19 protein-coding genes and 2 tRNA genes are annotated in these 21,719 nt (G+C 57.8%); 10 read left to right on the forward strand and 11 right to left on the reverse strand.

Translation table 11 applies throughout. The annotated features are described in order from the left end of the window. Window positions 1-27 precede the first annotated feature (27 nt). The gene (locus EDB94_RS17995) at window positions 28-2,850 is read left to right on the forward strand and encodes an insulinase family protein (protein WP_108019200.1); all 2,823 of its coding nucleotides are present in this window, start codon (window positions 28-30) and stop codon (window positions 2,848-2,850) included. Window positions 2,851-2,855: 5 nt separating this feature from the next. Here EDB94_RS17995 and EDB94_RS18000 read toward each other — a convergent pair whose 3' ends face one another. Both EDB94_RS18000 and EDB94_RS18005 read right to left on the reverse strand, forming a co-directional pair. After that, on the reverse strand, window positions 2,856-3,488 hold the full coding sequence (locus tag EDB94_RS18000) for a TIGR04282 family arsenosugar biosynthesis glycosyltransferase (RefSeq protein ID WP_108019199.1): 633 nt from the start codon (window positions 3,486-3,488) through the stop codon (window positions 2,856-2,858). Continuing rightward, window positions 3,475-4,182 carry a TIGR04283 family arsenosugar biosynthesis glycosyltransferase gene (locus EDB94_RS18005; protein ID WP_108019198.1) on the reverse strand — a complete coding sequence of 236 codons (708 nt, stop codon included), beginning with the start codon at window positions 4,180-4,182 and terminating at the stop codon, window positions 3,475-3,477. Before EDB94_RS18005 ends, EDB94_RS18000 begins: the two co-directional genes overlap by 14 nt. A gap of 87 nt (window positions 4,183-4,269) precedes the next feature. On the opposite strand from EDB94_RS18005, the gene EDB94_RS18010 reads away from it, so the two are divergent. From EDB94_RS18010 to EDB94_RS18025, 4 genes are all read left to right on the forward strand, one after another. Next, window positions 4,270-4,346, forward strand: a tRNA-Arg gene (locus tag EDB94_RS18010). A 90-nt stretch (window positions 4,347-4,436) separates the two neighbouring features. Beyond that, window positions 4,437-5,111 carry a hypothetical protein gene (locus EDB94_RS18015; protein ID WP_108019197.1) on the forward strand — a complete coding sequence of 225 codons (675 nt, stop codon included), beginning with the start codon at window positions 4,437-4,439 and terminating at the stop codon, window positions 5,109-5,111. A gap of 97 nt (window positions 5,112-5,208) precedes the next feature. Further along, on the forward strand, window positions 5,209-5,787 hold the full coding sequence (locus tag EDB94_RS18020) for a DUF3365 domain-containing protein (RefSeq protein ID WP_108019196.1): 579 nt from the start codon (window positions 5,209-5,211) through the stop codon (window positions 5,785-5,787). 36 nt (window positions 5,788-5,823) lie between these two features. Continuing rightward, window positions 5,824-6,471: an MBL fold metallo-hydrolase gene (locus tag EDB94_RS18025; protein WP_008171415.1), complete on the forward strand. Its 648-nt coding sequence runs from the start codon at window positions 5,824-5,826 to the stop codon at window positions 6,469-6,471. 27 nt (window positions 6,472-6,498) lie between these two features. Here EDB94_RS18025 and EDB94_RS18030 read toward each other — a convergent pair whose 3' ends face one another. Beyond that, entirely contained in the window at window positions 6,499-8,124 is a 1,626-nt protein-coding gene (locus EDB94_RS18030) for a methyl-accepting chemotaxis protein (protein ID WP_108019195.1), read from the reverse strand. Window positions 8,125-8,408: 284 nt separating this feature from the next. Here EDB94_RS18030 and EDB94_RS18035 point away from each other — a divergent pair, with 284 nt between their 5' ends. Continuing rightward, window positions 8,409-9,074, forward strand: a complete 666-nt coding sequence (locus EDB94_RS18035; RefSeq protein ID WP_108019194.1) for a hypothetical protein — start codon at window positions 8,409-8,411, stop codon at window positions 9,072-9,074. 21 nt (window positions 9,075-9,095) lie between these two features. On the opposite strand, the gene EDB94_RS18040 is transcribed toward EDB94_RS18035, so the two are convergent. Then, entirely contained in the window at window positions 9,096-9,719 is a 624-nt protein-coding gene (locus EDB94_RS18040) for an L-threonylcarbamoyladenylate synthase (protein WP_108019193.1), read from the reverse strand. Further along, window positions 9,716-10,072, reverse strand: coding sequence for a BolA family transcriptional regulator (locus tag EDB94_RS18045; RefSeq protein ID WP_008171407.1), 357 nt, complete (start codon window positions 10,070-10,072; stop codon window positions 9,716-9,718). Before EDB94_RS18045 ends, EDB94_RS18040 begins: the two co-directional genes overlap by 4 nt. A gap of 277 nt (window positions 10,073-10,349) precedes the next feature. On the opposite strand from EDB94_RS18045, the gene EDB94_RS18050 reads away from it, so the two are divergent. From EDB94_RS18050 to EDB94_RS18065, 4 genes are all read left to right on the forward strand, one after another. Beyond that, window positions 10,350-12,533 (forward strand): DNA topoisomerase 3, encoded by a 2,184-nt coding sequence (locus EDB94_RS18050; RefSeq protein ID WP_108019221.1) that lies wholly within the window; start codon window positions 10,350-10,352, stop codon window positions 12,531-12,533. 111 nt (window positions 12,534-12,644) lie between these two features. Continuing rightward, window positions 12,645-13,379: a response regulator transcription factor gene (locus EDB94_RS18055; protein WP_108019192.1), complete on the forward strand. Its 735-nt coding sequence runs from the start codon at window positions 12,645-12,647 to the stop codon at window positions 13,377-13,379. Continuing rightward, window positions 13,372-15,009, forward strand: coding sequence for a FecR domain-containing protein (locus EDB94_RS18060; protein WP_108019191.1), 1,638 nt, complete (start codon window positions 13,372-13,374; stop codon window positions 15,007-15,009). The genes EDB94_RS18055 and EDB94_RS18060 overlap by 8 nt, the downstream gene beginning before the upstream one ends. A 33-nt stretch (window positions 15,010-15,042) precedes the next feature. Next, window positions 15,043-17,610 (forward strand): CHASE2 domain-containing protein, encoded by a 2,568-nt coding sequence (locus tag EDB94_RS18065; protein ID WP_108019190.1) that lies wholly within the window; start codon window positions 15,043-15,045, stop codon window positions 17,608-17,610. A gap of 31 nt (window positions 17,611-17,641) precedes the next feature. Here EDB94_RS18065 and EDB94_RS18070 read toward each other — a convergent pair whose 3' ends face one another. The 6 genes from EDB94_RS18070 to fabZ form a co-directional block, all read right to left on the reverse strand. Then, window positions 17,642-17,908, reverse strand: a complete 267-nt coding sequence (locus EDB94_RS18070) for a fibronectin type III domain-containing protein (protein WP_260312628.1) — start codon at window positions 17,906-17,908, stop codon at window positions 17,642-17,644. A 547-nt stretch (window positions 17,909-18,455) separates the two neighbouring features. Further along, window positions 18,456-18,532 (reverse strand) — tRNA-Met (locus EDB94_RS18075). A gap of 69 nt (window positions 18,533-18,601) precedes the next feature. Then, window positions 18,602-19,288: a ribonuclease HII gene (rnhB, locus tag EDB94_RS18080; RefSeq protein WP_108019189.1), complete on the reverse strand. Its 687-nt coding sequence runs from the start codon at window positions 19,286-19,288 to the stop codon at window positions 18,602-18,604. Further along, complete coding sequence (gene lpxB / locus EDB94_RS18085; protein WP_108019188.1) at window positions 19,288-20,469, reverse strand: lipid-A-disaccharide synthase; 1,182 nt, start codon at window positions 20,467-20,469, stop codon at window positions 19,288-19,290. Before lpxB ends, rnhB begins: the two co-directional genes overlap by 1 nt. A gap of 18 nt (window positions 20,470-20,487) precedes the next feature. Continuing rightward, entirely contained in the window at window positions 20,488-21,279 is a 792-nt protein-coding gene (lpxA, locus tag EDB94_RS18090; RefSeq protein WP_008170364.1) for an acyl-ACP--UDP-N-acetylglucosamine O-acyltransferase, read from the reverse strand. After that, on the reverse strand, window positions 21,279-21,716 hold the full coding sequence (gene fabZ, locus EDB94_RS18095; RefSeq protein WP_008170365.1) for a 3-hydroxyacyl-ACP dehydratase FabZ: 438 nt from the start codon (window positions 21,714-21,716) through the stop codon (window positions 21,279-21,281). Before fabZ ends, lpxA begins: the two co-directional genes overlap by 1 nt. Between the last annotated feature and the right edge of the window lie 3 nt (window positions 21,717-21,719).

The following is a 21,719-nucleotide window of genomic DNA, read 5'->3' on the forward strand; positions in this document are numbered from 1 at the left end:
AACACACGTACCGTCAGGAAGAACTCCATGCAGAACCCGATCTCACGCCTGTTTTCCCTGCTCATACTTTTGCTGTTCAGTACCCTTGCTCTTTCTGCGCAGATTCCGGAGAAGAGCCCCAATGACGACAACCAGTACCGGTTCATCGAACTGGATAACGGCCTGAAGGTCATTCTGGTGTCTGATGAGGATGCAGACAAAGCAGCGGCCTCAATGAACGTTGCTGTTGGTAGCGGAGATGATCCGGCGGAGCGCGAAGGCCTCTCCCACTTCCTCGAGCACATGCTGTTCCTCGGGACCGAGAAATACCCCGATCCGGGCGAGTACCAGCAGTTCATCAAGAGCCACGGTGGCCAGCACAACGCCTTTACCGCGTTCCAGGACACGAACTACTTCTTCGATGTTCAGGCCGAATTTCTGGAACCGGCACTGGATCGGTTCGCCCAGCAATTTTCCGCGCCCTTATTTACCGCCGAACTGGTGGATCGTGAGCGCAACGCTGTGCACTCGGAGTTCAGCGCCAAACAGAAAGACGATGGTCGACGCTTCTATTCCGTCAAGAAGGCCGTCAGCAATCCGGATCACGCCTTCAGTCACTTTGCCGTCGGAAACCTGACCACCCTTGAGAATACGGAAGCAAATCCCCTTCGGCCGGACCTGATCGAGTTCTGGAAGCAGCATTACTCCTCGAACATCATGAGCCTGGCGGTTTACGGGCCCCAAACCCTGGACGAGCTGGAATCCATGGTGCGAGGGCGGTTCGATGCCATTGAAAACCGCAACCTTGAGACCAAGCGTCACGTCGCCAGCCTGTACCGCTCAGATGAGCTGCCAGCCAAGGTCACAGCAGAAGCACTGAAGGACGTTCGAAGCCTGTCGCTCACGTTCCCTATTCCGTCCCAGGAGGCGAACTACCGCACCAAACCCGCCAGCTACGTGGCCAACCTGCTCGGCCACGAGGGCCCGGGCAGCCTGTTCGACGTTCTGAAACGGGCCGGTCTGGCGGAAAGCCTTTCCGCAGGTCTGGGCATGGATACCGGCGAGAACGCCACCCTCGAAATCAGCATTTCCCTGACACCGGAAGGACTGGCTCGCCATGAGGACATCCTGCCGCTGGTATTCGATTACATCGAGAAGATCCGCCAGAAAGGCATCAGCGAGCAGCGTTTCCTGGAAATGCAGAACCTGGCTCGCATCGATTTTCGATTCCGCGAACAGGGTAACCCCCTGCACGAGGCCATGCGCCTTTCTCGTTACCTCCAGGACTATCCCGCCGAAGACGTTTTGCGGGCGCCCTGGCTGGTTGAGCGCTTCGCGCCGGAACAGTACCGCGACATTCTGGACAGGCTGACGCCGGACAACCTCCTTGCTTTTGTTCTGGCACCGGAGCCTGAACTTGAAAATCCGAACCGAACCGACTGGTACGAAGCGGCGTGGGTCCGGGAACCACTCGACCCGGCAACACTGAGGACCCAGAGCCTGCCAAAACTCGCTGCCCAGCTGCGCCTGCCGCCGGAGAATCCATTTGTGCCGGAAGATCTGGCGATGGTGCCCGGAAAAACCATGGCGCAGCCGACACAACTGGCAACCATCGAGGGAATGGATGTCTGGTTTGCCCGGGATACCCGGTTTGATACCCCGAAAGCCAACGTGTTTGTGGGCCTTCGTACGCCTGCCACCCGAGCGTCGGCACGCAGCTACGTGCTCACTCAGTTGCTGGTGGACGCCATCAATACCAATCTGAACGCCTGGGCTTACTCCGCCAGTCTTGCGGGCCTGGATTACAGCGTCTATCCGCATCTCAGGGGTATCACGGTCCGGGTCGGCGGTTACAACGACAAACTCCATACCCTGATGAACCGGATTCTGCTCCAGGTGGCTGCACCGGAACTGACCGAACAACGTTTCGAGATCGCGCGGCAGCAGCTGATTGACGGCCTGCAGAACAAGGCCAAGGATCGCCCCGTCGAACAGACCTCTGAGTTTATCCAGACGTCCCTCATCGAAGGCGCCTGGCCCACCGACGCCAAGCTGAGAGCCGCCCGGGAAGTTAGCTTCGAGGAACTGCAGTCCTTCTCTGAAGCCCTGCTGTCACAGGTTGACCCGGTTATGATGGCGCACGGAAACCTCACCGAGGCCTCGACTCTTAACCTCGCGCGGCAAATTGACGCCATTGTTCTGGGCAACAGCGAGCTGGTCCGGGTAGCACGAAGCCAGGTGCGCCAGCTGCCAGATAATGAAACCCTCGTTTCCATCGACGTGGACCATCCGGACACGGGCTATACCCTCTACATGCAGGGAGACAACACCAGCTTTGAGGAACGGGCCCGATTCCGGCTGCTGGCCCAGATTATCAGCAGCCCGTTCTACGAAGAGATCCGAACCAACCGCCAGATGGGCTACATCGTTTACGCAACGCCTTTTGAAATGCTTGAAACACCGGCCCTGGGGTTTGTTGTGCAGTCACCTTCCGCTTCCCCGGCAGAGATTGACCAGGCGGTTCAGGAATTCTCTAACAGCTTTGAGGAAACCCTCTCCGCTTTGACAGCGGAACGCCTTGATCGGGAGAAACAGGCCGTTATCAGCAAGCTACTCGAGCGAGACCGGCAACTCGGCGAGATTTCCAGCCGCTACTGGCGTGAGATTGATCGGGGCATGGACACGTTTGATTCCCGCCAGCAGCTGGCCAACTCGATCAAGCAGGTCGGGAAACCACAATTGCTGGAAACCTTCAGAAAGGCCGTCCTGGAGCGCAAACAGGCATTAGAAGTGGTTACAGGTGGGAATGGCCTGGAGGCAAACCGGGCGCTTGGCAGGCTCACCGAGCTGCCGCCGGTGCCCGCCAGCTAGAGTCCTCAAAGAGTGCGCAGAAAGCGTGCCCAGTCTTCGGGCTCGTCGACATCCCAGCGGGGCTCCAGCAAACAATAGCTGAGCCCCGATGCTTTCAGGCGCTCACAGGTCTGGGCCAGAACCTCCGGCGTGCCCCAGGCAATGTCATCCAACATTCCTTCAGCCACTCGGGAAGCTCCAATCAGGACATAGCCGCCATCGTCTGAGGGCCCAAGCACAACGTCGTAGTCTTTCAGACGCGCGACGGCGTTACGGGCGTAATCCGGATCGACCGAGGGGCAATCACTGCCCACCACCAATGCCCTGTCATAGTCCTGAAGGGACAGGCTCAACGCGCGATACATCCGTTGGCCAAGTGTGCTGCCCTCCTGAACGCCTTGCATCAGACCGGCGGCATCAAGCTCTTCAATGATAGAGGCCGCCTCGCCGGGCCGGTCATCCACCGGTCTATCCCACCAGAATTCCACCGGATAGCCAGTCGCACACAGGTTATCCAGCACAGCCAGCGTGAGCCGAACATGGGCTTCGAGAGCCCCGACCGCACCCAACTCGGGCATCAACCGGGTTTTAACCCGCCCGGCTTCCGGCCATTTGGCAAACTGGAGAAAAACCGCCGCAGGCGGATTACTTTGAGGCATTGCGCACATCCGATCGGTAAATTTGGGCCAGGGACTCCGGCGATTCACCACGCCAATACCGCCAGCGCAGCTGCCACATCAGAAAAATCGTTCGCCAGGCACCGTATTTCTGCCAACGGCGGCTATCGGTAACGACTGGCTCTTTTATACAGAAAGGATGGGACACCAGGCAAAGACGGCGTGAGAATTCGACATCTTCCATGAGCGGCATCTGGTGAAAACCATCCAGGGCGTCGAAAACGTCCCGCCGTACGAAAATTGCCTGATCACCGGTGCAGATGCCTGACAGGCGCGAGCGCTGGTTCATGAACCAGGCAATAACCCGGAAAAGCAGCCGCTCACCACTCAGCCGCACATCGAACCGCCCCCAGGCGCGACGGGAATGGACGAAACTTGCGAGATGCTCCAGAGCTTCTTCCGGCAGGCGCGTATCTGCGTGCAGAAACAACAGTAGATCGCCCTTTGCAACTGCCGCGCCGGCGTTCATCTGAAGCGCCCGGCCCTTCTCTGACACAACCACCCTGTCGCAAAGTGGCCGGGCCAGCTCAACGGTTCGATCGGTACTGCCACCATCAACGACAACCACCTCATGCCCCCGGTTACGGATCGGTTGCAGGGCGCGCAGGGTGTCGGTTACACCTGCCGCTTCCATCCACACGGGAACAATCACGCTTAGCGAGAAAGGATCTGGCAAAACACACTCCGTGACATTCTCTGAAACCGGACCGAACCTTGAGCCTCAGGTCTTAGCCCGCTATCATACCGCCCTTCTCGCGATAATGCCCCCGTAGCTCATCTGGATAGAGCGTCCCCCTCCTAAGGGGAAGGTAGCAGGTTCGAGTCCTGCCGGGGGTACCACCTCTCTTAACCCCGATTCTCGGTCCGTGATATTCAACCTGGCTCCAGGCGAGCTAAACTGCCCCTCCTTACCGACATCAGGACTTCTCAATGGCCCGCTTTACCGAAATCGGAACCGCAATGATCCCCGGCAAGGGAACCCGATTACGTCTTTTACAGCGAAATGATGAATTTTCCATCAAAATTGCCGGCACCACCGGAGAATTGATGAACAGCCGGATCCATGGCTCGGAAGATGCTCTAGCTGCCTTGGCGTGCGAACGGATTGCCGATCAGCCTGCTCCCCGGGTTCTTATCGGTGGCCTGGGCATGGGCTTCACGCTGGCAGCAGCGCTGGCCGCTCTGGGCGACGATGCCGGCGTCACGGTAGCCGAGCTGGTTCCCGAAGTAGAAGCCTGGAATCGCGGGCCACTGGGCTCCGCGGCGGGCAACCCGCTGAACGACCCGAGAGCCCGGGTTCACATTGGTGATGTGGCAGAATTACTCAGAAACGGTGACTCAGAGTGGGACGCCATTCTCCTGGATGTCGACAACGGCCCGGAAGGCCTTACCCGTAAAGAAAACAACTGGATCTACTCGCCGGAGGGCATTGCGGCCGCCCAGAAAGCGCTGCGTCCTGACGGTATCCTCGCCTACTGGTCTGCCGGCCAGGAGCATTCCTTCACCGAGAGGCTGCGACGGGCAGGATTTTCTGTTGAGCCCGTCACAGTGAGGGCCTTGCGACCCGGCAAGGGTGCCCGCCACGTTATCTGGCTGGCGTGGTGATCATTCATCGGCTCTATCGGAATCTGTCCTGGCTCAATTTGGAATTATTCTTTTGTTATATACTTATTCCAAAGCCAAGAAGCCCGGGAGAGATTCAATGACCAAACCGATCATCACAACAGCCTTGCTATGCTCCTTGCTTTCCATGCCACTGCTCGCGCAACCCCAAGCAGATAGCCCGGAAGCAATGGTTGCCGAAGCACGTTCCCTGGTGAAAAGCTTCGGCGGCTCACTGAAGCAGGCGCTCCAGGCGGCCATCAAAGAAGGCGGCCTCACAAACGGTATTGGTGTTTGCAAGACTGTGGCACCGGAAATCGCCAGGAACAACAGCAGCGGCGGCTGGGTCATCAGTCGGACCAGTCTGAAAGTCCGGAACCCGGGAAACACCCCCACCGACTGGCAGGAGATCCAGCTGATGGCCATGGACAGACAGCCGGTAAAAAACGGAAAACCGGTGGAGGTCTGGCAGGTCTCCGAAGCGTCCGGACAGCCGGCGTTCCAATATATGAGCGCCATCCCGACACAGAAACTTTGCCTTGGCTGTCACGGTAAGTCCATCGCCCCGGAGGTGAAGGCAAAACTGGCTGAACTGTATCCTGAAGACAAGGCGACCGGCTTCTCCGAGGGCGATTTGCGGGGCGCGTTCGTTGTTACGCGGGATGTTCCAGTAAACTGATGGCACTAGCCATTTCTTCAGCGATTGAGAACAGGTATGTCACTGAACTACAGAATCATTCCGGTCACGCCTTTCCAGCAGAACTGCTCACTGATCTGGTGCGAAAAGACGCGCCGGGCAGCCGTAGTCGATCCGGGCGGGGATCTGGAGAAGATTCGCGCCGCTGTGGCTGAGGAAGGCGTGACGGTCGAGAAAATTCTGCTTACCCATGCCCACATTGACCATGCCGGCGGAACTGCGGAGCTGTCCAAAGAGCTGGGTATTCCCATTGAGGGGCCGCAGAAGGAAGACAATTTCTGGATTGTTGGCCTGCCCCAGCAGGCGCAGATGTTCGGGTTTCCGGCCCCGGAAGTTTTCACCCCGGATCGCTGGCTGGAAGATGGGCAGCAGGTCACGGTGGGTAACCAGACTCTGGAGGTCCTTCACTGCCCCGGCCACACACCGGGGCATGTGGTTTTTTATCATAAGGAATCCGGTTTGGCGCTTGTGGGTGACGTGCTGTTCCATGGCTCCATCGGACGCACGGATTTTCCAAAGGGCGACCACGCAACACTGATTCGCTCTATCAGGGAACAGCTGTTCCCGCTCGGCGACGAGGTTGCGTTCATTCCCGGACACGGTCCGATGTCCACCTTTGGCCGGGAGCGAGCCACCAACCCCTTTGTTTCCGACCATCGGGGCTGAGCCTGTCGCCAGACCCACGCCGCCGTTCTAAGGGCGGCTTTCCTGATTCAGCCGGAACTGTTCGATGGTTTTCCTGAGATTCTCGGCCATGGCCAGAAGGTCTCCGGCGATTCTCGCTGTCTCCTTGGCATCCCCGGAGGTCTGCTCTGCCGAGCGACTGATTTCAATCACGTTGTGATTAATGGATTCGGAGACATCGCTCTGCTCGTTGGCAGCGCTCTCCATTTCCTGATTGAGGTTGGTGATCTCCCGCACAGCAGAGGCAATGGTTTGCAACTCAGACTCTACGGTCAGAATCGCTGAAACCTGATGCTCTGCCATCTCAGAGGCGTGGCGCATGGTGGCCACACAATCGACAACCTCTCCCTTCAGTCCGTTGATGGTGTTCCGGATTTCCTCCGTTGAATCCTGAGTTCTCGACGCCAGCGCACGCACCTCATCGGCCACCACAGAAAAACCGCGCCCCTGCTCGCCGGCACGGGCCGCCTCGATGGCGGCATTGAGCGCCAGCAGGTTGGTCTGGTCAGCGATATTGGAGATTACCTCCAGCATATCCGACATCTGGCTGGTACGTTGATCCAGCTGCTCAATGCGTTTTGCGCCACTCTGGACCTCGGTGTTCAATGCCTCGATGCCTTTTACTGCATTCCGGGCAAGGCTCTCACCCTTGCTCGCTGATTCCGCAGTATCTGCGGATTTTCGGGTGGTATGAATGGCATTTTCCCGGACCTGAACCGCAGATGCGGCCATCTCGGTAGTGGCGCTGGCCACCTGATCTGTGTTGTCACGCTGGGCAAGCACTTCACTCTCTGTCGTGTCAGCCTTCCCCGCAATGCTTCTGGCCGCCTGTTCAACCTGTTCGGCGTTGTCCATGACGGTATTCATGCTCTCCCGTATCTTCGCCATCATCCGGTTGAACGCCCGGGAGACGGAACCGATCTCGTCGTTGCGGGTAACCTCAAGCTCAATTGTCAGGTCAGAATTTCTGGAGATCTCGTCCATGCGGTCGTGGAGTCGCCGCAAACGAGAAAACACCAGTCGACTCAAAGCGGCGGCGGTCAGGAAAAACACCGCAGCAAAGATGGCTACCTGAATACCGCCACTGGTCAGCAGTTGCTGCTGCAAACGGGCATCGCTGTCAGCCATGGAATAGTCCACCCGAATGGCCCCAAGAACGTCACCCTCACTGGCCTGATGACAGCCAAGACAGTTGACGCCCTGATAGTTTTCCATCGCGATCACGGGCTCAATAAGTGTGTAGACTCGCCCGTCCTCATTGCTGGAATAGGACTCCACCCGCTCACCGGTAAGCGCTTTCTTATCCAAAGGTTCCCGCTTCTGTTCCGACGCGTTGCCGTTGCCGAAGATCCGGTTCAAATGGTCACTGCGAATCACCCGCACGTCCAGCACGTCTTCAGACGCCATCACCTTTTTCCGGAGGACATCCCGGTTACCGATGGTGCCGGTGACCATCATGGTATTCAGCCCATCGAAATAGGATTTTGCCAGTCCATCCACGTATTTGTGGCTGAACTCTTCAAGATGATCACGCTGCGAGTCTGCACTGTGGATGACGGTAAACACGAGCACCAGGGAGAAGGCAGCCGCCAGAGCGGCAAGTAAGAGAAAGCGGATGGAATACTGTTTTTTCATGGTAACCCGACACAGAGACCGCGCGGCATGCGGCCAGGACGTTGTTTTGACGTTTCGTGATGACAACTAACTGTCGCCAAACTTTATAGATATGCGTCAATTATTTCCTGACGCAGATCAGATCCGGGAAAAGTCGTTTACACATGAAGGAAGGAGGGAGCCCTCAGCCCGGGACTTCATCGAGTTGGCCTGAAAGCTGCAGAGCATGATGACAAGCATTCGTGATTCCCAACGCTGACTGTTCGGAAACCGCACTCCGGTTGACCGAAGGAGGAAACCCATCCATGTCCCTACTGACCTCTCTGATCCGGGCGAGCACCCAGTTCCAGCAGGCCATGGAAAGGCGCCAGACGCCTTCAACAGGGCCGGAAGCCGCGCCCGGCAAAGCACAGGCAAAGGCCATGGAAACCGAGCCGACACCTGGCGATGACCGCTTTACACCCTCGGAGAACAACCAGTCTGACCTCTCACGGCTGAAAGCCCGCCGACTGGCCATGACCGACTACAAACAAACTGTGGGGCAGGATCTTGCCTTTGTACGGGAAACACTGCGGCACAAACTTGCCGAATACAACCTGCACCCGGCAACCGCAGTGAACGTGAGCAAAACGGAGAATGGCAGCGTTGCGGTGGAAGGGAAAATCGCAGACAACACACGCATCCAGATTGAAAAGGACCTGAACGTAAACAAAAACTTCAAGGAAGCGTTCAATCGCCTCAGCGTTAACGAGCCAACGCTGCATTTCATGGACAATGCGCTCAAACTGAACCAGGCGTACGGAGTGAATAACCCGCTATTGGACACACTGATCAGCGAGAACCAGCAATTTAACGGCCTGCAGGACCTCGTGCACCGTTACGACACCATGCGCCGCTCAGTGAGTGCCGAGCAAATCGAAGCTGCAGGGAATAGCCGGGCGTACGCCTTTAATCTGAACGCCCGGGCATAACGGAAAGACGGATCAGGAGAATCAGACCTCGAAAGGCGCCGGATCCCCCTTGCCAACACGGGTAACCACCGGAGCCTCGCCGGTGAAGTCCACGACCGTGGTCGCTTCCATACCGCAGAATCCTCCGTCGATAATCAGATCCAGCTCATGCTCCAGGGTTTCCCGGATTTCATAAGGGTCTGTCATCGGATCGGTTTCGCCCGGCAGAATCAGGGTGCTGCTCATGATGGGCTCACCAAGCTCGCCCAACAGCTCCTGAACAATGGCATTGTCCGGGACACGCACGCCGACGGTCCGTCGCTTGGGATGCAGCAATCGACGCGGGACCTCACTGGTAGCATCGAGAATGAATGTGTAGGGCCCCGGCGTAAAATTCTTCAGCAATCGATACTGGGTGTTGTCCACCTTGGCATACACCCCGATGTCCGAAAGGTCCCGGCACACCAGCGTGAAATTGTGCTTGTCATCCAGACGGCGAATCCGCTTGATCCGATCCGCCGCCTGCTTGTCACCCAGGTGACAGCCAATGGCATAGGCTGAATCCGTGGGATACACGATCACCCCGCCACGACGCAGAATATCCACCGCCTGATTGATCAGACGCTTCTGTGGCGTCTCCGGATGAATCTGGAAAAACTGACTCATGAACCCTCTCCCTGTGCGGTCCGCGTCGCCATCGCCGGATCTTTCTTCGACCCGCCCATACAATTCGGAGACTCCGGCGCCGACTGCCCCGTCGCCTCCCATTCTTCCGGTGAGTATAGATGCAACGCCAGCGCATGAACCGGCCCCGCCAGTTCCTCGGCAAGCACCTTGTAAATCGCCTGATGACGCCGCACCCTCATCTGCCCCTCAAATTCCGGCGACACCAGGGTCACCTTGAAATGAGTTTCAGAATTAGGCGGCACACTGTGCTTGTGGCTCTCGTTCTCCACCTGAAGCACACGCGCATCGAAGGCGTCGTTCAGCTTGGTTTCAATTGCATTCTGGATCTTCATGTTTCGAGACTCCTACTGCTCAACCCTGATGGAAGAGGGCGAATGGCGAACGGTCAGAAGCGGGTGTGGAGATGGCTTTCCCAAAAGTGTGTGTTGCCAGGGATGGCAACACCAAGCCCCCATGGATGGGTTCACGGCGTCTTTTGGGAAAGCCATCTTCACAGCCGCCTCCACCAACACCCTCAGTCTACTACACATACAGGACACACCCGAGAGCCTTGACACCATAAAGCCAAAGCGCCACATTCCCATCCCGATTCCAAAACACCCAAACCCCATGCACCTGTACATCGCCGAAAAACCAAGCCTCGGCCGCGCCATCGCCGCTGCCCTCCCCGGCCCTCACCAGAAAGGCCAGGGCTGGATACGCTGTGGCACTGGCGAAAATGCTGCTACCGTTAGCTGGTGCATCGGCCACCTGCTGGAGCCGGCAGAACCTGCACGCTATAACCCCGCTTGGAAGAAATGGCGGCAGGAAGACCTGCCGATGTTTCCCGACAAATGGGAGGTCATGCCCAAGGACAGTGTGCAGCAACAACTAAAGGTGCTGGAATCCCTGATTCGCCAGGCCAAGACCATAATTCATGCTGGCGACCCGGATCGGGAAGGCCAGCTGCTGGTGGACGAAGTTATACGCTATTTCGGTGCCAGCGCTCCGGTTCAACGGATACTGATCAACGATTTGACGCCAGCGGCCGTGGCCCGGGCGATCCAGAGCCCCAGGGACAACCGGGAATTCCGTCGGTTATCCCATTCCGCCCTGGCCAGACAACGCGCCGACTGGCTCTATGGCATCAACCTGACCCGATTTTATACCCTCAGTTATCAGCGGCAGGGTGAACAGGGGGTCTATTCCGTTGGCCGGGTACAGACTCCGGTACTTGGCCTTGTGGTTGAACGTGACAACACCATCGAACACTTCCAGCCCAAGCCCTATTACCGCATTGAAGCAAGATTCAGGGCTCAAGAGGAAGAGGCCGACCAGCAAAACTTCACCGCCCGCTGGCAGCCCAACGAGCAGTTCCAGGATTACCTGGATGAAGAGAACCGCCTGCTGAACCGGGAAGTCGCTGAACAGATTGCCGACAGCGTTCGAAACCGACCCGGCACCATCACCGAGTCCCGCTTCCGGGATCGGTCGGAAGCGCCACCGCTGCCGTTTTCCCTGTCGGCCCTGCAAATTGAAGCAGGCCGGCTATTCCGCATGGGGGCCAAAGACGTCCTGGATACCGCCCAGAATCTTTACGAGCGCCACCAGCTCATCACCTACCCGCGATCCGATTGCCGGTATTTACCGGAAGGCCACTACAGCCAGCGGGAGCAGGTGGTAAGGGCCATTGCCCGAGTAGCACCGGATCTGGAGGAAGCCTGCAACGGCGCAGACCTTGGCCGCAGGACTTCCGCCTGGAACGACAAACAGGTCGACGCCCACCACGCTATTATCCCAACCAGCCGCCCGACGCCGAACGGCAAACTCAGTGACGCGGAAGAAAAAATCTACGGACTGATCAGCCGGTATTATCTGATGCAGTTCGCGCCCGATGCCGTGCACAGGGAGGGCAAGCTAACGGTACGAGTGTCAGCGCACGAATTCCGCGCGACGGAAACCGCCATCCTGGTGCCGGGCTGGAAAACGCTGGAACTGAAACTGCGAGAAGCCCGCAAGGAACCGGAGAAGGCCCCCCTTCCCAGACTGGAAAAAGGCGAACCGGTATTCTGCGACGATAGCAGCCTCAGCGAGCGCAAAACCCAGCCGCCCCAGCATTTCACCGACGCGACCCTGCTCTCGGCAATGACCAACATTGCCCGATTTGTAACCGATACCGAACTTCGCAAAACCCTGCGCGAGACCGATGGCCTGGGCACCGAAGCAACCCGGGCTGCGATCATCGATACCTTGTTCAAGCGCGATTACCTGTACCGCGACAGTCGACATATACGCGCCACCGACAAAGCCAAGGCGTTGATCAGTGCTTTGCCCGAATCGGTAAGCAAGCCGGATCGCACGGCCGTCTGGGAAGCCAACCTGGAGAGCATTCGCCGTGGCGAGGGCGATCCCAGAAAGTTCCTGGATACCCTCAAAGAGGAGATCCGCGGCTTTCTGGACAGGCCCCAGGGCCGCCCGACCGTCGACTCGGAGAGCATCGGCACAACCTCGCCAGAGGCACAGCCCCACTGCCCCAAATGTCGCGCCCCGATGCTGGAGCGAGAGGGCAAATTCGGCCGCTTTTTTGCCTGCACCCGCTACCCGGATTGCCGGGGCACCCGACCGCTGGAAGAAGCCACGCCTCAGGATGGCACTGGCCAGAAACCCATTCCATGCCCCCACTGTTTCTCGCCCCTGGTGCGACGAAAAGGGAAAAAAGGCTGGTTCTGGGGCTGCAGTAATTTCCCCGGCTGCCGACAAACACTGGACGACGACAACGGAAAGCCTTCAGTCCGTTTACGCAAGTCTACATAACGATACTGAACGCAGATCCACATTTTGTGATAATTGATTGATATAGCAGAGTAGTCCATTGAAAGCTCTGCTCGATACCAGGCAAGAGAGCGACACTCCGGGAGAGGCTTAATGCGTATTGCTTTGCTTGAAGATGAAACCGAACAGGCACAGCACATCCAGTCAATTCTGTCTGAAAGCGGGCATCACTGCGACAGCTTCCCGACCGGCCAAAATTTCCTGGGCGCGGTTCTGCACCGCAGCTATGACCTCCTGATTCTGGATTGGCAGATTCCGGACATGACCGGCATTGATGTTCTCGAGAGCGTTCGCGCCCAGCTGAACTGGCCGATTCCAGTCGTGTTTCTCACCCAGCGGGACAGCGAGGCAGATATTGTTCGGGCTCTGGATGCCGGCGCCGACGATTACCTGGCCAAGCCGGCCCGTGCGGCGGAATTGGGCGCGCGCATCAATGCTCTGGCGAGACGCTCCAATCCTGACAGCGAAAAGGAAGTGCTTCGCTATGGTCCGTTCGAAATCAACACGCAGCAAAGGGTCATTGCACTCCATGGTGAAGAACTGACGCTGACCGACAAGGATTTCGATCTGACCCTGTTCCTGTTCCAGAACCAGGGCCGCCTGCTGACTCGGGAAATGCTGCTTGAGCGCGTCTGGGGTCTGGCGCGGGATATCAATACCCGTACCGTGGACACGCATATGAGCCGACTGCGCCGTCGTCTCGGCCTGAACCCGGAAAACGGCTTCCGTATCAAGACCATTTACCAGCGGGGCTACCGCCTGGAGGCCATGAAGGCGCAGGACCAGGCCTTTGACGTCGACGAACCCGCCAGGGCAGCCAATGACTGACAGCCCGGCTCCGCGATTACCGGCACTGCTGCTGATCCTTTCACTGCTTGCCTGGGCTGCCCCCGCGGCTGCCGAGCTGTCGGTAACGCGCGGTTCAGCCGGGCATTCTGACGTTTCGTCGGCCAACCCGGTGCCCGAGTGGATCTACACCTTGCGGCCGGGAGAAAGCTTTTCGGAAGTGGCCAACGACCTGCTCGCCCCCAATTATCCCGCGAGTCGCCTTCTGCAATACAACAAGATTGGCAACGGTGCCATTCTGGGTGCCGGCGACAGTGTGCGAATTCCCCTTGCCTGGCTAAAGCGCCAACCTCAGCCGGCGCGGGCGACATCGGTCACCGGAACCGTACAGCTGATTTCCGGAAATACCGGTCGGAAAACACCCCTGAGTGAAGACGCCCTCATCCGCGTTGGTGATGAAATTCTGTCCGCGTCCGGGACCGCCACCATTGAACTGGCGGACGGCTCGGAAGTAAGGATTTCTCCGAATTCTCGACTCATCTTCAATCGCCTGACCCAATACGGCAAAGCCGGCATGGTCGATACCAGACTCCGACTCGACAGGGGCGAGATCCACACCCGGGTGAAGCCGGTCATGGAGGGAGGCGCACGATTCGAGATTGAAACGCCTTCGGCCGTCGCCGCCGTGAGAGGTACCGCATTTTCACTCCAGACATCGGCAGAGGGCACTCGCCTGCAGGTAACCGAGGGTGACGTTGACTTCGGAGCCCCCGGCAAGACCCGCCGGATCCCTGCGGGTTTCGGAGCCAGCCTGTCCACCACTAACAATGACGGCCTGAGCATTCGTCGCCTACCGCCAGCGCCGGCGCTCAATCCACTGCCACCGAGACTGACCCAACTGCCCACCACCATGACGTGGCAGGAAAGTCGCGCCCCCATGCACCGGGTGGACATCTTCGAAAGCGACACAGGTCGCTGGGTAGAAAGCCGAAAACTGACAGGCAACAGCTTTGATATCGGGCAACTGGATAATGGCAGCTATGAGGTTCACCTGGCGGCACTCGATACTCGCGGCACGGCGGGAATGCCCCGCGTCGTCCCGCTGGAAGTCGATCTTCAGGCCAGGACTGCCAGCCTGGTTGCTCCGGAAGATGGCGGCACCGTCAACGACGATATGCCCGAGTTTCGCTGGCAGCTTAACGGCGACAATGAAGTGGCACGGGTAGAAATAGCCGAGGATCAGGATTTCCGGAACCTGATTGCCACCAGCGAGTGGGCACCCGAAACGGCTGCCCTGCCCTCACGCCCGCTTGGGCCTGGCAAGTATTACTGGCGCGTGGTGACCGAAGCAGGCGGCAATTCAGTTGCTACAACGCAGCCGCGGGAGCTGGTGGTCAATGGCAGCCTGCCTCCGGTTCGGATCATCAGCGTGAACTACATCGACAGCCAGGTAAGGGTGTTCTGGGAGAAGGTAGACACGGCGGCAGAATACCGACTGCAACTCTCGGAGGAGCCGGGCTTCAACAATATCATCAAGGAAGCAACACTGCCTGATACCACGGCAGCCTTGCGTCTTATTCCCGGAAGGCGGTATTTTGTGCGCCTGAAAGCTCTTTCTGATGGTCCACTGCAAAGCCGTTGGGGACCGGGGAGGGAATTGTACCTGGAATAATCCGTTGATCGACCGAACCACACAGCAGGGCTCATGAACCGGGATTGGCTGCCAATTAAAACGACCCCCTGGACTCTGGGCCTGATACTGCTGGCACTGCTCCTGCTTATCCAGACAACCGAACTGCCTCAACGCCTGGATTACTGGCTGTACGACCAAACCATCACCTCGAATCCACTGGAAGCCTCGGACGAGGTAGTTCTGGTGACGATCGACGAGCTGAGCCTGAATCGCCTGGGCCGCTGGCCCTGGCCCCGTAATCTGCACGCTGAGCTCATTGCCAAGCTCAACGAGGCGGGCGCAAAAACCATTGTGTTCGATATTCTGTTCGCCGAACCGTCGCCAGACGACCAGCAACTGGCAGAGCAGATGCGAAGTCACGGCAACGTTATTCTGCCAGTCTACCTGTCACCTCCCACCTCCCAGTACCTGTTAAGCGAACAATTGCCGGTTGGAGTGCTGGCTTCAGCGGCCGCCGGGCTGGGCCATGCTCACGTGGAACTGGACAGCGACGGCGTTGCCCGAGGTCTTTACCTGTTTAATGGCCTCGGTAACCAGCTCTGGCCAAGCCTTGCGCTGGCCGCAAGCGGTGTTGGACCAGAAAATCCGGAGGCCGGGGATACGCCGTCCTATGTCAATATTCGGGATCAATACCGTGCCGTGCCCCTGATCGGTGGTGCTGGCTCTCTGCAGTCGTATTCTTTCTCGCAGGTACTCACTCAGCCGGCCGCATCCGAACACTTCAGTGGCAAAACGGTCTTTGTCGGTGCCACAGCCGCCGGTTTTGGCGACATACTGCCCACGCCCTTCTCGGGGCTGAGCCGTCCGATGTCCGGCGTTGAATTCCACGCCAACGTGTTGTCGGCATACATGCAGGGATTGTTGATTAAACCGGCACCGGCGTGGGCGTCTGCCATGCTGGCTATGACAACCATCCTGATACTCGCCCTCGCCCTGCCACCCATGCGCCCTGCGCGAACCCTTCTCGCCTGCGCGACGGCCCTGGCGGGACTGCTCGGAATCTATCTGTTCGTGCTGCTGACGATGCGATGGTGGGTTCCCCTTGCAAACGCACTGCTGGTTCCACTCTTGGCCTTTCCTGTATCCAGCGGCCTTCGACTGGCCATGACCAACCGATTTTTGAACCGGCAACTGGACGAGCTGGCCAGAAGCCCCCAGGTCGCCCTGCCCGCACCTTCGGGAAGGAACCCGAAACAACTTCTGGAGCACTTCCAGGCCCTGTTTCGTCCCACAGGATGGCTTCTGATGGAGGAGAACGACATCCTCTCCGCACGTGGGCTGTCACAGAGCGATATTCCGGATGACCTGACTCCGGGGCACTGGTTTCACGACAGCAATCTCAGCTGGATTCAGCTATTGCGAGCAGGCACCCGCTATCACCTGGGTCTGCTATTACCCAATGATCTCGGGCGCGAGGCCATCCAGCGCTATCTGCGCAGGCTGCACCTTGAGCAAGCCGTACCCGCGGATTCTGCTGCCAGACCCAGTGAAAACATTTCTGCACGAATCGAGCGGGTCCGCATTGCCACGGATCGGTTGAACCACATGCAGCAGTTCATCCGAAGAAGTTTTGAGCGCATGCCCGACGGTATCATCGTGACTGACGAACTGGGGGTCATCCGTTTTGCCAACGGCCACATAGAGGAATGGTTCCGCGAGCCCATGCCGAGCCTGGCCGGCCTTCCCCTGGTAAGACTGCTGGAGGGACACGATCCGCGGGAGACACCACCCTGGCATGAAACCGTTTCCGACACCCTGACCCTATTACAGAGCCGCACCGTAGACCTGAGGATTCGCGACAAAGATTTCCTGATTCATTTTGCACCGTTTTCGCTGCCAGACAGCGACCAGCAAGGCATCATTGCCAATATTTCGGATATTTCGGAATTGAGGGAGCAGCAGCGACAGCACCGCGAGGCAATCGACTTTATTTCCCATGACGTGCGTTCGCCTCTGGTTTCACAGCTTGCCCTGATCGAACAGTTGAAACGGGATCCCAGCCACATTGAACAGGAACAGCTGGAACAACTGGGGCGACTGGCCCGAAGAAGCTATCACCTGGCCGAGGAATTCGTACAGCTGGCCCGGGCGGAACAATTAACGGAAACCCGGTTCTACGAATGCGAATTTCTGGCGATCGTAGAAAACGCTCGTGACAGCGTCAGCGAGCAGGCTGTAGAGAAGCAGATACAACTCCAGTTACAGGGTACCGAGGATTTGTGGCTGAAAGGCAATGCGGAGCTTCTGGAGCGCGCCGTTATCAACCTGCTGACCAATGCTGTTCAATACAGCCCGCGTGGATCAGACGTCAGCATTCAGGTCTTCCGCGCTGGCCATCAGGCCTGTTTGACAATTGCCGATGAAGGTACCGGTATCGATCCGGAGGAACTTCCGCACCTGTTCGACCGTTACCGGCGTCAAAAAAGCACTGAGCTGGCCGGAGTCCACGGAACGGGACTCGGACTATCCTTCGTCAAAACCGTTGTTGAAAAGCATAGAGGGGAAATTTCGGTGTCGTCGCAACCGGGCGAAGGCTCTGCGTTCACCCTCAAACTGCCGATTGCAGACCCGATGGCCTGAGACTTCATACTCCAGGCCCGGGGTTCTAGTCTCAGGAACGGATGGACTTGCTCACAACATCGGAGGGCTCACTGATCAGCCCATTGGTATCCTGAACCTGGATAGTGAAATACCAGGTCCCTGCGTCCAGACCACTCACCTCGTAGGACATTTCCGCTTCGGCCTGAGCATTGGTGACAACCACCTCTTCGCTCAGCTCGTCAGCATCCTGACCGTACCGGATCACATATTTGTCGAGCTCACCCATCGGAATGCTCTCGCCGTTAACGCGAGTCAGGGGAGCGCTCCAGCTCAACACTGCGGAGCGCTCGGGAGATGGCTCTTGTCCTCCGGTGCCCCCGGAATCAACTTGACTGCCTGAACCAGCGGAATCTCCGGAATCGCCCGGCGAACCGACGCTAGCACTACCCGATGATCCACCCCCACAGCCTGTGAGAAGTGCTCCAAAAATAAACGCGGCGATCCATGCCTGTGACACTTTGATGACGCGTTTCATATGCATTAAGCACCAATAAATCGTCGACTTTGTTAAATTGTATAAAACGTGGACGATTATCGGTGTGACGGTGGTCATTTTCCTAATTACGAAAATGTCAATTTCCCGTCAGGGATTTGTAATAAAGCGGGGAAGTAATTGATCAGGCGGGCAAATTTTTGCCTAGCGGAATCAAGCGCCATACACAACGTTACAAAAAAGTCCGGGCAGGGGCAGTGGAGAGCAAAATGGGTGTGCTGGAGTGCGAAAAAAGGTCCGCAAAGACGGGCTTTTTAATTGTGGTGGGCACGCTCAAAAAAGGTCGAATACAAACAATAAAGCCCGCAAGATGCGGGCTTTATTTTAATAGTGGTAGCGGGGGCTGGATTCGAACCAACGACCTTCGGGTTATGAGCCCGACGAGCTACCAGACTGCTCCACCCCGCATCAAAACTGGTTGTTTACCGGGCTACCCCGATCAACGTGCGCGTATATTAAGGATTGGATTCAAAACTGTCAATCGATATCTTCGAAAAGGTCTGCTCGGTACTGGAGCTCTTCGGGCTTTGAGACAACGTGATCTTCATAGAATCCCACTGTCTCAATCACTTCCTGAACAGGTCGAAAGGAGCGGCGGTGTTCTGTGGTTGCTCCGAGGCGGCGCAGGGCCTCCAGATGGATCGGGGTCGGATAACCTTTGTGCTGCGCCAGGCCGAACCCTGGGAAACGCGCTTCCAGCGCTTCCATTTCCCGGTCACGGGTTACTTTGGCAATAATAGAAGCGGCGCTGATGGCAGCCACCCGACTGTCGCCTTTGACAACCGGTTCCGACGGCCAGCGCCACTTGGGACAGCGATTACCATCCACCAGAACGTACTCAGGCACCACAGCCAGCCCCGATACTGCGCGCTCCATAGCTAGCATTGTGGCCTGGTAGATATTCAGCCGGTCGATTTCGTGGGACTCGCACCGGCCAATGCTCCAGGCTTTGGCATGCTCGAGAATCTGATCGTAGAGGGCATTGCGACGCTTCTCGGTCAGCTTCTTTGAGTCAGCCAGGCCTGCGATTGGCCGGTCCGGATCAAGGATGACCGCGGCAGTCACGACGGCCCCGATGAGCGGCCCCCGACCGACTTCGTCCACACCGGCAAGCAAAGAACCGGTGTAACGGCATTCGAAGGGTGGCAAAGGGCTCTTGGGCATCAGTGGGCACCCTGCTCTATCAGGTCTGAGATCGCCTGAGCGGCTTTTTCATCAGCTCCCTGCTTCAGTGAATGGTGCAACTCGGTAAAGGCTTCGTTAAGCCTCGCCCTCTCCTCTTTGTTCTCCAGTCGCTCAAGCACTGCTGCACCCAGACTCTCGGCCGTGGCGTCGTCCTGGAGCAGCTCTGGAACAAGCTGGCGCTTGGCGAGGAGATTGGGCAATGCTACATGAGGCACCTTCACCAACTTCGACAGAAGCGCATAGCTGAACCCGCTCAGGCGGTACCCTACAACCATCGGCTTTTTAAGAAGCATCGCTTCGAGTGTTGCCGTTCCAGAGGCCAAGAGCACAACGTCGGAGGCGGCCATCACATCTCTGGAACGCCCACGTACGATGGTAACCGGAAGCTTCACCTTCAACGCATCGACCAGATCGCGCACCTGCTTCTCCCGGTCCCGGTTCACGCAGGGGATCACCAACTGCAGATCAGGTCTTCTTTCCTGTATCCAGCGAGAGGCCTCAAGAAACAAGGTACCAAGTCTCTCCACTTCTCCTGCACGACTACCGGGAAGAACCGCCAGTACGGGTGCGTCCGCATCTATTCCCAAAGACTCCCGCATCTTGAGGGTATCCGGCGCCATGGGAATTCGATCTGCCAGTGGATGGCCCACGAAGGCCACAGGCACCTGATGCTCCTCGTAAAACCTTGCCTCGAAAGGAAACAGGGTCAACATCAGGTTGACCGATTTGGCAATTTTGAAGATCCGCTTCTGCCGCCAGGCCCAAACCGATGGGCTGACATAATGCACGGAAAGAATGCCGGCCTCGCGGCAGCGCCGTTCGATCGCAAGCGTAAAATCCGGAGAATCGATACCGATCACAACATCCGGTGGCGTGGCGAAGAAATAGTCCAGGAGCCGGGCCCGGATGCTGAACAGTTCACGAATTCGTCCAAGAACCTCCACCAGCCCCATGACCGAAAGACGTTCCATCGGCACCAGGGAATGAAATCCCTCCGCAACCATTTCCTCCCCGCCAATGCCGACGAAACGGGCCTGGGGATAGCGTTGGCGCAGCGAACGGATCAGGCCGGCACCGAGGATATCCCCCGATGCCTCACCGGCAATGATTCCGAATGTGATTTTACGCTCGCTGATGGTCGCGTTAGAAAGATCTGTCACCGACAGGCTCCTGCCGGGTTAGCGGATGATGCCGCGGTGAGCTCCACGCAGGGAGTCAATGAGGGGACGTATTTCTGCAACATCGGAATAGGACTTCTCAAGCTCTTCGACGGCCTGTTCGGTTGTCAGCCCCTGGCGATAGATCACCTTGTAGGCGCGGCGTAAAGCCAGCAAGACATCCTTGCTGAAACCACGGCGCTTGAGACCTTCCACGTTCATGCCGTGTGGCTGGGCGGACTGACCGCTCGCCATCACATAAGCCGGAATGTCCTTGAGTACGATGCTGCCACCGGCCGCCATGCTGTGGGGACCAATATGACAGAACTGGTGCACCATGGTACCACCGCCCAGAATCGCGAAATCGCCGACCGAAACATGGCCCGCCAGGGTGGCACAATTGGCCAGAATGGTGTTGTCACCGACGATACAGTCATGAGCGACATGCACGTACGCCATCAAAAGATTGCCACTGCCGATACGGGTTTCACCCCGGTCCTGGACCGTGCCCCGATGAACCGTGCAATTCTCGCGAATCACGTTGTTGTCGCCAATCACCAGTGTGGTTGGCTCGCCCGCGTATTTCTTGTCCTGGCATTCCTCGCCGATACTGGAGAACTGGAAAATACGGTTATTCCGGCCGATAACCGTCGGCCCCTTGACCACCACGTGGGACAGGATCTCGGTACCCTCGCCGATTTCCACATCGGGGCCAATGTAGCTCCAGGGCCCGACTGTAACGTTGTCCCCGAGCCTGGCTGACGGGTCTACAATCGCCTGAGGATGGACACCCGACCAGTCATTTGTCGCCATCAAACTTCTCTCTCAGCGGTCAGAATCTCTGCCACGCAGACGACTTCACCGTCGACCAGGGCGCGACACTCGAATTTGTAAATACCCCGTTTACCGGAGATAAGTTCCGACTCCATGCACAGTTGATCTCCCGGCAAAACCGGGCGCTTGAACCGTGCCTTGCTCGAGCCGGCGAGGTATTGTACCACGCCGTCAGAAGGTTTCCGGCCCACAGTCACAAAACCGAGAATGCCCGAGAGCTGGGCCATGGCTTCGATAATCAGGACACCCGGCATGATCGGGTTGTTCGGGAAGTGGCCCTGAAAGAATGACTCGTTGAACGAAATATTCTTGTAGCCCTTGATCGATTTTCCTTTTTCGACCTCCGTTACCCGATCCACCAGCAAAAACGGGTATCGGTGCGGCAGGTATTCCAGAATTTCGTCGATGTTCATCATGTT

It is taken from the genome of Marinobacter sp. 3-2 (genome assembly GCF_003751355.1).
Lineage (GTDB): Bacteria > Pseudomonadota > Gammaproteobacteria > Pseudomonadales > Oleiphilaceae > Marinobacter > Marinobacter adhaerens.